General features: G+C 70.8%; 10 protein-coding genes. 3 read left to right on the forward strand and 7 right to left on the reverse strand.

Annotation, left to right across the window (positions count from 1 at the left end; genetic code table 11):
• Positions 1 to 221: 221 nt before the first annotated feature.
• The gene (locus E1295_RS23690) at positions 222 to 1,502 is read left to right on the forward strand and encodes an ABC transporter ATP-binding protein (RefSeq protein ID WP_132632742.1); all 1,281 of its coding nucleotides are present in this window, start codon (positions 222 to 224) and stop codon (positions 1,500 to 1,502) included.
• A 13-nt stretch (positions 1,503 to 1,515) separates the two neighbouring features.
• On the opposite strand, the gene E1295_RS23695 is transcribed toward E1295_RS23690, so the two are convergent.
• The 5 genes from E1295_RS23695 to E1295_RS23715 form a co-directional block, all read right to left on the reverse strand.
• Positions 1,516 to 2,709 (reverse strand): CysS/YqeB C-terminal domain-containing protein, encoded by a 1,194-nt coding sequence (locus tag E1295_RS23695; protein WP_132632744.1) that lies wholly within the window; start codon positions 2,707 to 2,709, stop codon positions 1,516 to 1,518.
• A 425-nt stretch (positions 2,710 to 3,134) separates the two neighbouring features.
• Positions 3,135 to 4,448, reverse strand: coding sequence for an acyltransferase family protein (locus E1295_RS23700; protein WP_246080277.1), 1,314 nt, complete (start codon positions 4,446 to 4,448; stop codon positions 3,135 to 3,137).
• Positions 4,449 to 4,533: 85 nt separating this feature from the next.
• Positions 4,534 to 5,697: an acyl-CoA dehydrogenase family protein gene (locus tag E1295_RS23705; RefSeq protein ID WP_132632748.1), complete on the reverse strand. Its 1,164-nt coding sequence runs from the start codon at positions 5,695 to 5,697 to the stop codon at positions 4,534 to 4,536.
• 16 nt (positions 5,698 to 5,713) lie between these two features.
• Positions 5,714 to 6,226 carry a MaoC family dehydratase gene (locus tag E1295_RS23710; protein WP_132632750.1) on the reverse strand — a complete coding sequence of 171 codons (513 nt, stop codon included), beginning with the start codon at positions 6,224 to 6,226 and terminating at the stop codon, positions 5,714 to 5,716.
• Positions 6,227 to 6,285: 59 nt separating this feature from the next.
• Positions 6,286 to 6,909 carry an ACT domain-containing protein gene (locus E1295_RS23715; RefSeq protein WP_132632752.1) on the reverse strand — a complete coding sequence of 208 codons (624 nt, stop codon included), beginning with the start codon at positions 6,907 to 6,909 and terminating at the stop codon, positions 6,286 to 6,288.
• A gap of 202 nt (positions 6,910 to 7,111) precedes the next feature.
• Between E1295_RS23715 and E1295_RS23720 the strand changes: the two genes are divergently transcribed.
• Positions 7,112 to 8,191, forward strand: a complete 1,080-nt coding sequence (locus E1295_RS23720; RefSeq protein WP_132632754.1) for a serine hydrolase domain-containing protein — start codon at positions 7,112 to 7,114, stop codon at positions 8,189 to 8,191.
• A gap of 24 nt (positions 8,192 to 8,215) precedes the next feature.
• Here E1295_RS23720 and E1295_RS23725 read toward each other — a convergent pair whose 3' ends face one another.
• Positions 8,216 to 11,329 carry a bifunctional cytochrome P450/NADPH--P450 reductase gene (locus E1295_RS23725; RefSeq protein WP_132632756.1) on the reverse strand — a complete coding sequence of 1,038 codons (3,114 nt, stop codon included), beginning with the start codon at positions 11,327 to 11,329 and terminating at the stop codon, positions 8,216 to 8,218.
• A gap of 53 nt (positions 11,330 to 11,382) precedes the next feature.
• On the opposite strand from E1295_RS23725, the gene E1295_RS23730 reads away from it, so the two are divergent.
• Entirely contained in the window at positions 11,383 to 11,949 is a 567-nt protein-coding gene (locus tag E1295_RS23730; protein ID WP_166427376.1) for a TetR/AcrR family transcriptional regulator, read from the forward strand.
• 6 nt (positions 11,950 to 11,955) lie between these two features.
• On the opposite strand, the gene E1295_RS23735 is transcribed toward E1295_RS23730, so the two are convergent.
• Positions 11,956 to 12,255: a hypothetical protein gene (locus E1295_RS23735; RefSeq protein WP_132632760.1), complete on the reverse strand. Its 300-nt coding sequence runs from the start codon at positions 12,253 to 12,255 to the stop codon at positions 11,956 to 11,958.
• Between the last annotated feature and the right edge of the window lies 1 nt (position 12,256).

The following is a 12,256-nucleotide window of genomic DNA, read 5'->3' on the forward strand; positions in this document are numbered from 1 at the left end:
CGGTACGTTTCGACCATGAAAGCTCTTTCCGCAAGCTTGCGCAAGCCCTTCCACACCCCTAACAACCGGAAAACAAGGCCTACGGATGCCCATAACCCCCGACCGAAACGCATTCGAACGAGATTCTTTACATCAAGGGTGGACATGTACCGTTAAGGCGCGATGTACTACCTCATCAATCAGCCCCCGTCACAGGTGACACGCGCGCAAGGTGTGGGCCCATGAGCTCGGTCGTTCTCGACAAAGTGACCAAGGTGTATCCGGGCGACTACCTCGCAGTCGACCGCCTCAGCCTGCGGGCGGAAGCCGGCGAGTTCCTCGTCCTGCTCGGCCCCTCCGGGTGCGGGAAGTCCACCCTGCTCCGGATGATCGCCGGCCTGGAGGAGATCACCGAAGGGGAGCTCTGGCTCGACGGCCAGATGGCCAACCACCTCGCCCCGCGCGACCGTGACGTGGCCATGGTGTTCCAGAACGGCGCCTTATACCCGCACAGGACCGTACGCGGCAATATCGCCTTTCCCCTGGAGATCGCCAAGTCGGACCCGGCGATGGTGCGTGAGCGCGTCACCGAGCTGTCCAAGGCGCTGCACATCGACGAGACGCTCGAACGCCGCCCCGGCACCCTCTCCGGCGGCCAGCGCCAGCGCGTCGCGATGGGCCGGGCGATCGTCCGGCAGCCCAAGTTGTTCCTCATGGACGAGCCCCTGTCGAACCTCGACGCCGGCATGCGCACCGAGCTGCGCATGGAGATCTCGGCCCTGGTCAGATCGCTGGGCGTCACCACGATCTACGTGACGCACGACCAGGTGGAGGCCCTGACCCTGGCCGACAGGATCGCCATTCTCAACCGCGGCGTCCTCCAGGACGTCGGTACCCCGGCCCAGATTTACAACGATCCAGCCACGGCCTTCGTGGCCGCCTTCCTCAACTCCCAGCAGTTGAACCTTCTGGCGGCCACGGTCAGGACGCCGCAGAACCAGTACGTCATGCTCGACTTCGGCCCCCACCGGCTGACGATGCCGTGGAGCGATCCCAGGGCGTACGCGATCTCCCAGCACACCGGCGGGCAGGTGCTGGTCGGCCTGCGGCCCGACGGGCTGGCGCCGGTGCCGGAGAGCTACGACGGGCCCTCGTTCTACGGGCGGGTGCGGGCGCTGGAATATCACGGGCACGAGTGGCTGGCGTACCTGGAGTCGGGGATGTCGTTCGCCCCGGTGCCCGAGCCGCCGGACCCGGCCCGCCGCCTCAACGGCTCGAAGAACGGGTCGGGCCGGCTGGCCGGGCTGGTCAAGCGGCTGTTCTCGCAGCCGGAGCAGCACCAGGAGCAGGAACGGGTGGGCCAGCACCCCAACAGCGGCGTCCACCGCCGTTCCGACCTCATCGTACGGCTGGGCAACCACCCTGTCTGGCGTGCCGGCGACCCCGCCAAGGTCGGCGTGGACCTCAGCCGCGTCATGATCTTCACCTTGGACGGCGCCCGCATCGACCCTCCGCGCCGCTAGAACGCCGCGCCCTTCAGGAGGCGGGGGTCCAGCGAGGGCCGTCGGGGGTGTCCTCCACGACCACGCCGCCTTCGAGCAGCGCCGTACGCAGGGTGTCGGCGAACTCGTAGCGGCCCTCGTCGCGCAGCCGGGCGCGCAGCGCGAGCAGCGGCTCCACCAGGGCGCTCAGGCCCAGGGCGCGCAGGCGGGCGGTCGCGGCCGGTTCGCCGAGCCGGGCGATGAGCAGCCGCATCAGCTCCCTGGCCTGCTCGACGCCGCCGGCGTCCTCCTCCGTGTCGGCGGCCCACTTGACGATCTCGGCCTCCAGGTCGAGCACGGCCTGCGCGGCGGCCACCATGTCGGGCCCGGCCATGGCGGCGTTGAAACGCTGCTCGCACGCGTGGGCGGTCTCCTCCAGCGTCGCCCCGGCGGGCGCGACGGCGGGCCCGGGGACGGGCGGCGGCGGGACGGTCGCGCCCGCGCGGCCCTCGGCCAGGCGCCGCAACTCGGCGAGGCCGGTACGGGTGCCGGCGGGCAGGGTGACGCGCGAACCCGGCCGCCGGACGGTCAGGCCGCCCCTGCCGGCGACGTGCGCGGACTCGTTCCCGAGGTCGATGACGAGCGCCGTGTGCTCGTCGAGGCCGAGCACCGCGGTGCCGGGCGGCAACTCGCGTTCCATGCGGGAGAGCCGGCGTTCGCCGAGGTAGCAGTAGCGGGTGTCGTGGGTGCCGCCCTCGGCGTTGTCGAAGTGGGGGATCACCACGGCCCGCAGGCCGAGCGGCTCCAGCAGGTCGAGCCCCGCGCGCCAGTGGGGGTCGGCGCCCGCTTTGTAGATCTCGTAGACCGGTACGGTGGCCAGGCCCGCCGTGCAGGCCGCCGCCGAGGCGAGCACGGTCACCCCCTGGCGGGCCCGCACCCGGGCCCGCAGGTCGCCGGCCACGCCTGAGCCGTCCCACCGCTCGAGTGCGTAGGTGGGGCTGCCGGGACCGGAGAACACCCAGTCGGCGCCGGTGACGCCGGCCGACACCTCGACGTCGAGGCCGACGCTGCGGGCGAAGTAGCGGCAGGCGCGGGTGGAGATGTCGGCGCGGTTCTCCTGGAAGGCGTAGGGGGTGTCGAGCAGCACGGCCCGCGCCCCGGCGCGCAGCGTCCGCGCCGCGGCACGGTGGACCTCGACCATGGTCGGGCTCGTCTCCCCCGACCCCATCAGCACCAGCGAACCGGGCATGCCTGTCGGCTCCTCTCTCGCACCTCATCGATCACAGCCGGGCCGGCCGGGTTGTTCAAGAGCGGAGCACGAATGCGCATGGGACGTACCTGCATGTGAATGGCAGTAAGTTGGTGGCGGTGACGGGAAGACACGTGGTCTCGGTGGAGACGCTGATGCTCAGGGTGAACTCCGGCAATCGCTGGTCCTACCGGCATGCACGTACCCATCCGGAGCACGGCGAAAGCCCCGACGAGGCCGCCCGGCGGCTCAGCGGGGTCGCCGCCGCGGATCCGGCCACCGTCGTGCACTCCACGAGCTGGCGCCACGAGCCGGGCGGCGAGATCGTCCTGACCTACGTGGTGTGCCCCGATCCGGAGCCGTGGCTGCCGGCGGTCGAGGTGCCCGTGCTGGAGATCGCGCGAGGCCCGGCGCCCGCGACCCCGTCACCTGACCGGGTCACTGCGGCCAACGTGGTCGCGCACGCCGTCAGGCACCTCGCCTTCCTGCTCGCCGAGGACCCCGTCGTCGCGCGGGTGCTCCGGCTGCACCCCGGCCTCGCCCGGGCTCTCGAGCCGGTGGCCGCCCCTGCCTGACAGGCGCCGGCCGAGCTCCTGCATGGGCTTCTCGACGAAACGGTAGGTCAGCGCGCTGCCGGCCAGGATCAGGATCATGACCAGCACGGTCATGCCCATCTGCACCGGCAGGTCCGCCTGGCGCAGGTCGCCGGCGACCGCCACGAAATACTTCAGCAGCGGATGGTGCACCAGATAGAGCGAATAGCTGATCAGCCCGAGCCAGGTGAGCACCCTGGGCAGCCGCCGCCCGCGCAGCGCCATGCCGCCGGCGAACGTCAGGCCGGTCAGCACGATCGTGGTCAGCCACACGTCGCCCTGCACCCACCACCAGCCACTGGTGACGGCCCACAGGGGCGCGATCACGACCAGCGCCGTGGTGACCGCGACCGGCCACAGCCGCCCGTCGCCGCGCTCCCAGCGGTGGATGGCCGTGCCGGCGAACATCACCGCGACCACCGCCACGCCCAGCCACGGAACCCGGCTGCTCAGCACCAGCAGCAGCAGCGCCATCACCCCGAGCACGCAGGCGGCGGTGGTGCGGAACCTGCCCGTGATGACGCACGCCAGCCCGACCACGAACACCGCGCACGACACGTACGCCGGCCAGACGCCCACCATGAGCGCCCCCGACGTCACCAGGCCGACGACGACGGCGCCGGCCGCGAACACCATCGCCAGCACCCCGCTGTAGCCGTGGCCCCTGAGCAGGAAGAGCGCCGTGACCAGCAGGTAGAACACCATCTCGTACGACAGCGTCCACATCGTGTCGGCCACGCCCCCGACGCCGACGACGTCGAGCAGCATGGTCGCGTGTGCGGCCACGGCACTCACGTCGCGCGGGACGGCCTCGCGCACCGGCACCCACCAGGCGAGGGCCAGCACCATGGCGATGACGGCGAGGTAGAGCGGATAGAGGCGGAAGAACCGGCTGAACCAGAACGCGCGCACGTCGCCGTGACGTTCGAGGGAGACGGGGATGATGTAACCGCTGACCAGGAAGAACACCAGGATGCCGTAGACGCCGATGTTGAACCAGTAGGGCCGTAGCTGGGGCATGAACCAGGGCAGCATGTGTTCGGCCACCACCGCCAGCGCGCCAATGCCCCTCAGGGCGTCCAGCCAGGCAAGCCTGGTGGAGGGAAGCGGGCGAGGGGACGCGGAGGCGAAGGCGGCTGCGGACACCCGCACCAACCTACCCGTAACGGGCCGGGTGATGCCGCCCGCACGGGTTTCGCAGTGCGCGGAATCCCTGGAAAAGCGGCCCGTGTCACCAGCCGAGGCGGCCCTTGCCGGAGACGAGCGCGCGGGCGATCACCATGCGCTGGATGTCGTTGGTGCCCTCCCCGATGGCCATGAGCGGCGCGTCCCGGTAGAGCCGTTCGACGACGTACTCCTGCGAGTAGCCGTAGCCGCCGTGGACGCGCATCGACTCCAGCGACGCCTTCAGCGCCACCTCCGAGGCGAAGTACTTCGCCATGCCCGCCTCCATGTCCACCCGCTCTCCCCTGTCGGCCCGCGCGGCCGCCCAGTAGGTGAGCAGGCGGGCGGCCTGGATCTCGGTGGCCATGTCGGCGAGCTTGAGCTGGATGGCCTGGAAGCCGGCGATCGGCTGCCCGAAGGCGGTGCGTTCGCGGGCGTAGCCGAGCGCCGCGTCGTAGGCGGCCTGGGCGACGCCGACGGCGCGGGCCGCGATGTTGATCCGGCCGATCTCCAGCCCGCCGAGCACCTGCTGCATCCCGCGCCCTTCGACGCCTCCGAGCAGGCAGGACACCGGCACGCGCACCGCGTCGAGCACCACCTCGCACGTCTCGGTGCCCTTGTAGCCGAGCTTGGGCAGGTCACGGCCGATGCTGAAGCCCGGCGTGGACGGGTCGACGAGCAGCACCGACATGCCTTTGTGCGCCGGATCCTCGGCCGAGGTCTTGACGAGCACGGGCAGCGGGTCGGCGTGCCGGGCGTTGGTGATCCACGTCTTGGTGCCGGTCACGACGTAGTGGTCGCCGTCGCGTACGGCGCGGGTCTGGATGCCCTGCAGGTCGGTGCCGGCGCCCGGTTCGGTGAGCGCGATCGCGGTACGGCGCACGCCGCCGGCCAGGTCGGGCAGGTGGCGTTCCTTCTGCTCCTCGGTGCCGTGGCGGGCGATCATCCAGCAGGCCAGCGAGTGGGAGCCGATGGTGCCCGCCACGCCCATCCAGCCGCGTGCGATCTCCTCGAAGACGAGGGCGAGGGAGACCATGTCGGCGCCCATCCCGCCGTACTCCTCGGGCACGCTGAGGCCGAACAGCCCCATCTGCTTCATCTTGCCGATGATCTCGGCCGGGTATCTGCCGGAGTGCTCCCACTCGGTGGCCACCGGCAGGATCTCCTTGTCCACGAACGCCCGCAGGCTCTCGCGGAACGCCTTCTGCTCGTCCGTCAGCTCGAAGTCCATGGCGTCCGATCCGTCGTCAGAGGGGGCCGGTCCTGGCCTGCGGGAAGTAGTGCTTGTCGTGCGGGGCGTCACGCTTGTAGACCATGACGGTGCGCGTCCACGACATGATCTCGTCGCCGTCCTGGTTGAGCCCGCGCGTGTAGCAGGTGACGATGCCCGCGTACGGGCGCGATCGCGACTCGCGTCTGGCGGTGACCTTCGACTCGGCGTAGACGGTGTCGCCGACGAACACCGGGTGGGTGAGCCGGATGCCCTCCCAGCCGAGATTCATGATCGCGGTCTGGCTGACGTCGATGACGGAGAGGCCGAGCACGATGGCCACGGTCAGGCCGGAGTTCACGATGATCTTGCCGGTGGGCGCCTGGGCGGCGAAGTGGGCGTTGAAGTGGTTCTGGTTGGTGTTCATGGTCAGGAGCGTGAACCAGGTGTTGTCGGCCTCGCTGATGGTGCGGCCCATGGGGTGCTGGTAGACGTCCCCGACGGTGAAGTCCTCGTAGTAGCGGCCGATGCTGGGCTCGTGAACGGTCAAGGGCGGCTCCTGTTCACACCGGTCGACGCGTTCACGTTAGTGACGACGTGATTGCCCGGTCAATCACCCGCGCGTACCGAGGCGTGGCGGGCGGCGAGCGTGGCGACCACGTCCACGATGCGCGCGGCGCGCTCCACCTCGGCGCGGTGGAACACCGGCCCGCCGGGCCTGGCGATCACCACGTGCAGGCCCTGGGTGACCACCGGCAGCACCATGAGCCGCAGTTCGCGGGCGTCGACGGTGATGGCCCGCGGCGGGCGGTCCGGGGGGTCGAACTCGGCGGGTGCGGCCAGCGAGGCGTGCCGTACGGCGCCGTCGGCCACGGCCACCGACCATTCCGCTCCGCACAGCCCGGGCAGCGCGTCGACCAGCGTGGCGAACCCCCGTGCCGGCTCGGCCGCGACGTGCGTCAGCAGATCGTAGTCGGGAGCGGATCCCGGCATCTCCCTGGTCTGCCAGACCCCCTCGACGCGTACGCCGGGCATGGAGGACAGCCGCTCGCGCGCTTCGCACGGGGTGATCGGCCCCGGCCATGAGACGGTGAAGTCGTCCACAGCCCGGCCGCACTCGCGTTCGAGCACGACGACCTGCAGGATGTCGGCCCCCAGCGCTCCCAGCGCCTTGGCGACCTGCCCCAGACCGCCCGGTCTGTCGGGTAGGGACACCCTCAGTCGCAGCAGCATCGCGCCTCCCTTTCCAAGGGTTTCCACAGTGCCGTGGCGACATTTCGACCATGTTCCACGGATGTGTCGCACATGCTGCGGTTTATATCCCAGCATGCAGCGTTAAGTCCGGATTGTCGATAAAGGGTGGTGCGGTTTTCCGCAGGTCATCGTATGGCGCACCGCATGGCCCGGTCTTCCCCTCATTTCTACAGTCGTCCCCATGATTTCCCTCAAGATCGCCGCTCTTTCACTTGTTCTCACCTCACTCACGCCCAATGACGACCGACTGGAATCCCTCGAACGGCAGCTCGACAACCTGGTGAAGACCAAGGCCCTGTCGGCGGCCCTGGTCAGGGTCAGTGACCAGGGCAAGGACTGGACGGCCGCCGCCGGCTACCGCGACACGACCTCGCGCAAGCCGGCCGACCCCGCGGGCCACTTCCGCATCGGCAGCGTGACCAAGACGTTCGTGGCCACCGTCGCGCTGCAACTGGCCGACGAGGGCAAGCTGAAGCTCGACGACCGCGTCTCCAAGCACCTGCCCGGCGCCTTGCCCGAGGGCAGCCCGATCACGGTGCGGCAGTTGCTCGGCCACAGCAGCGGGCTGTTCGACTACGCGGGCGCGGGCATCCCCGGCTGGTCGCTGCGCGACTTCCGGCCGGTCGAGTCGCGCTACGACCAGACGCCGGAGGAACTGCTGGCCGTCGGGCTGTCCAAGCCGCCCTACTTCAAGCCGGGCCAGGGCCGGCGCTACTCCAACACCAACTACGTGGTGGCCGCCATGCTGATCGAGAAGCTGACGGGCCGCCCGTACGCCGACGCGATCACCTCCAGGATCCTGCGTCCCCTCCGCCTGACCCACACGTCCCTGCCGGGCCACCGCCAGACGGTGCCCCGGCCGCACGCCCGCGGCTACGTCCTCCACAAGGGCAAGATGGTGGACGCCACCCGGATCAACCCCTCCTTGGAGTACGGCGCCGGCGAGATGATCTCGACCACGGCCGACCTGTCCCGCTTCCTCGACGCCCTGCTGGGCGGCAAGCTGACCAGCGCGTCCGGGCTCAAGCAGATGCGCGCCACCCGGCCGGCGGGCGATGGCCTCGACTACGGGCTCGGCCTGCAGAAGTTCGGCACGACGTGCGGCAAGAGCCTCTACGGCCACAGCGGCGCCATCTTCGGCTACCTCACGTACGCGCTGCGCTCGGACGACGGCCGCACGCTGGTGCTGTCCGGCAACCCGTACAGCGGGGCGACCCCCGCCGACGCCCTGCAGAAGGCCCTGGACACCACGTTCTGCTGACCAGGGCCCCGCTTGGGACGGGCGTCAGGCGAAGACGTCCTGCTGGTAACGGCCGTCCGCCTCCAGCCCGGCCAGCCACCCCGCGCCGTCGCGGCCGGTCGCCCGCCGGTGGACGTCCAGCAGCGCCTGCCGCACGGCCGGCGCCATCCGCAGGCCGTCGCCGCAGACGTAGACGTGGGCGCCCTGGTCCAGCAGCTCCCACACCTCGTCCGCGCGCGCGGCGACGGCGTCCTGGACGAACCGGTACGGATGCCCCGGCACCGCGGAGTACGCGGCGTGCACGGTCACCGTGTCCGACGCCGCCCAGGCGGCCAGCTCGCCCGCGTAGAGCTGGTCGTGGTCCGGGTGACGGCAGCCGGTGAACACCGCGGCCCGCCCGGACGCGCCGCTCAGCGCCCGCTCCTCCAGGAAGCCGCGCAGCGGCGCGAACCCGGTGCCGGGCCCGACGAGGATCACGGGCGTGGCCGGGTCGGCGGGCAGCCGGAAGGGCGGCGCGGGGACCCGCACGTAGCCGTAGAAGACGTCGCCCTCCTCCAGCCCGGCCAGGTACGCCGAGCACATGCCGTGGTAGGTGCCCGAGCCGGACCAGGCGGGCCCCTCGACCAGGCCGACGGTGAGCCGTACGAGCCCGGGATCGTCCAGCGGCGAGGAGGACACCGAGTAGTAGCGCGGCCTGATCGGCCCGGCCATCTCCAGGAAGGCGGGCAGCGGCAGCTCTATCGCGGGGAAACGCTCGAGCAGGGCCAGCGGGGAGACCCGCTTGGCGAGGATCTCGTCGGCGTAGTTCGCGGTCAGCTCGGCGATCTGGCCGCGGGTCCACGGGCAGGCGGTGTGCGCGGCCAGCGCCTCCAGGTCGGACCTGGTGGCCACCTCCTGCAGCTCCGCGAACTCGGTCAGCAGCAGGCCGGCCGTGACCGGCGTGCCGACGGGCAGGTGGGTGGCTCCGGCGGCGCGCAGCCGTACGACCTGGTCGCGGGGGACGCGCAGCCGACCGAGTGCCCACTCGACCAGCTCGGGGTCGTTCTTGGCGAAGACGGCCACGTGGTCGCCCGCGGTGTACGTGACGCCTTCGGGCAGCCTGGCCACGACGGAGCGCACGCCGGGGCGGGGCGCCTCGACCGAGAAGTCCCAGAGCCCGGCGGGGTCGCCGGTCAGCTCCTCGGTGGAGACGACGGTCAACGGGAAGGCCCGTTCGGAGACGACCGCCGGCCTGACCTCGGTCTCGGCGAGCACCTCCATCTCGTAGCGGGGGCCCACACCGGCCGTGGGCGCGCTGTACTCCTCGGCCAGCGCCTCCCACAACCGCGCCGTCCAGGCCGACACGTCGCCGTCGAAGTCGCCGTCCGTGTCGGCCTCGCCGCGCTCGACCAGGGGCACGGCGCCCGCCGCCGTCAGCTTCTCGTACGCCCGCCTCGGGAACTCCTGGTAGGTGGGCCACTGCGTGTTGCCGCACCCGAGCACGGCCAGCCGCACCCCGGACAGGTCGGGCAGCGACTCGAGCGCGTCGAAGCGCTGGGCGTTGTCGGGTGCCTTGCCGTTGTAGGAGGAGGCGACCACGACGAGCAGGCCCCCGGCCGGCGGCGTCAGCTCGTCGAGCGAGGTCAGCGTGGTGGCGAAGCCGGCCCGCCCGGCCCGCTCGGCCAGCCGTTCGGCGATGTCGGCGCTGGTGCCGAGGTTGGAGCCGTAGGCGACGGTGAGCGGCACGCCGGTGACGGCGATGTCCTGCTGCTCGCTCTCGCCCACGTCGGGCACGGCCACGACGGTCCGCTCGTGGGCGCGGCGCTCACGGACCCTGAGCGTGAAGCCGTCGGGCTTGAGGGTGAGCATCTGCTTGATCTTCATGCGGTAGACGCTCGGGTCGGACAGGGCGAAGCGCCGCAGGACCAGCGCCAGGGCGAGCCTGGCCTCGGTGAGCGCGAACTGGCGGCCGATGCAGGCCCGCTCGCCGTTCCCGAACGGCTTGTACGCCGCCGGGTGGTGTGCCTTGCGCTGCTCGGGCAGCCAGCGGTCGATGTCGAACTCGCCGGGCCGGTCCCACGCCCCGGGATGGCGGTGCAACGCCGGCAGCAGCACGCCGAGCCTGGCGCCTTCGGGCAGGGCGTAGTCACCGAGCGTGGTGGTGGTCTCGACCGGGGTCAGGCCGAACAGCGGGATCGGCGACCAGACGCGCAGCGTCTCCTCCAGGATGCGGGGGATCACGTCGAGCTTCATGATCGTCTCGTACGCCGGCGGCTCGTCGTCCGGCAGCAGCCGGTCCACCTCATCGTACGCGCGGGCCAGGGTGTGAGGCTCGCGCAGGAGGTTGTACAGCGCGAAGGAGAGCAGGCCGCTGGTGGTCTCGTGCCCGGCGATGAGGAAGGTGAGGACCTGGTTGCGGATGTTCTCGTCGGACAGGCGGGCGCCGCTGCGCGGGTCGGACGCCTCCATCATGAGCCCGAGCAGGTCCTTCGAGCCGGTGACGGCCTCGGCGCGGCGCTGCCTGATGACCTCGTCGACGAGGTCGTGCATGGTGGCGATGTCGCGCCGGTAGCTCTCCTCGCGCTTGCGCTGCAGTCTGGTGACGAACGGGAGCTGCTGGTTGCGGAGCATGGCCTCGGTCAGCGCGCCGCCCATGGCCTTGAGGAACGGGTGCAGTTCGGGCGAGTCGAAGGAGTGGAAGCGGTAACCGAACCCGGTGAGCGAGATCGTGTCCAGGGTGAGCCGGGTCATGTCGTCGGCGACGTGCAGGTCCTCCCCCTGGCGGCCGGCCCACGAGGCGACGAGCTCCTCGGCGATCTCCAGCATCTGCGGGTAGTACGCCTTCATCGAGCGCTGGCTGAACGCCGGCATCAGGATGCGGTGCGCCTGTCCCCAGACGGGTTCGTCATGGTCGGCGGTGAACAGTCCGTCCCCGGCGAAGTCGCGCACGATCGACAGCGGCGGGCCGATGCGCTTGACGAACCTGCTCTCGTCGCACACCTCCGCCACCAGGTCCGGGTCGTACACGAGGACCAGGGTGCGACCGGCGATCTCGAGCCGGTAGATGCCCTCGTCGTACTGGGAGGCGAGCTTGACGAAGTGCTCGACCGGGGCGTGCGAGGGGATCTGCAGCGTGTTGCCCACGACGGGAAGGCCCGGAGGGGCGGGGATGCGTGCCATAAGAGCTCCCTTGAGTAGCCATACACCGTATGGCGGACGCTACCATACGGCGTATGGCTGTGAGCGCGCGCAGAGGGACGCCTCTGACCCTGGAGGAGATCAGCTCGACGGCACTTCGCCTGATCGACGAGGGCGGCGTGGAGGCGTTGTCCATGCGCAAGCTGGCCGCCGAGCTGGACGTCAACCCGATGTCGCTCTACCACCACGTGGCGAGCAAGGACGCGCTGATCCGGCTGATCTGCGGCACGATCCAGCAGCGCGTGCACCTGCCGGAGGACAACGGAACCCCCTGGCAGGACCAGCTCCGGGCCCTCGCCGTGGCCTACTACCGGCACGCGCGCAGCCACCCGGCCATGTGGACCTATCTGCACGCCCACCGGGAAGTGATCGAGGACCGTACGCTGGCGATCTGGGCGACCCTCTACCGCATCCTGCGCATGGCCGGGGTGCCGGAGCCCGAGCTGCGGCGGACCAGCGACGTCCTGCACGCGTTCGTCACCGGGCTGATCACCACCGAGCTCCACGGCCACGTGCCGGACGACCCCGAAGAGACGGCCCACACCTTCGACACGGCCGTGCACCTCATGATCAATGGCCTGGCCGGCTATTCCGCCCGCTAGCCGGGCTCAGCCGGCGGCCGCCCAGACGGCCTCGAACGCCGCCTCGGTGATCTCGGTGAGCTCCCAGATCTCCAGTGGCTGGTCGGTCAGGAAGCCGTCGTCGTCCTGCAGCCGCCGCCACCAGTAGCGGCGGGCGGCCCGGTCGGCGCCCACCTCCACCTGCCTGACCGCCCAGTGCTCGCCATCGCCCTCGACGCTCTCGAACAGCCAGGCCCGCCCGTCCTCGTCGCCCATGTGCCAGTAGCGGCGTGGGGCGTCGGACTCGGCGAGCTGCCTCACCAGCGGAGCGCGGACATCATGGAGCACA

The sequence above is a fragment of the Nonomuraea mesophila genome (assembly GCF_004352805.1).
Classification (GTDB): Bacteria; Actinomycetota; Actinomycetes; order Streptosporangiales; family Streptosporangiaceae; genus Nonomuraea; species Nonomuraea longispora.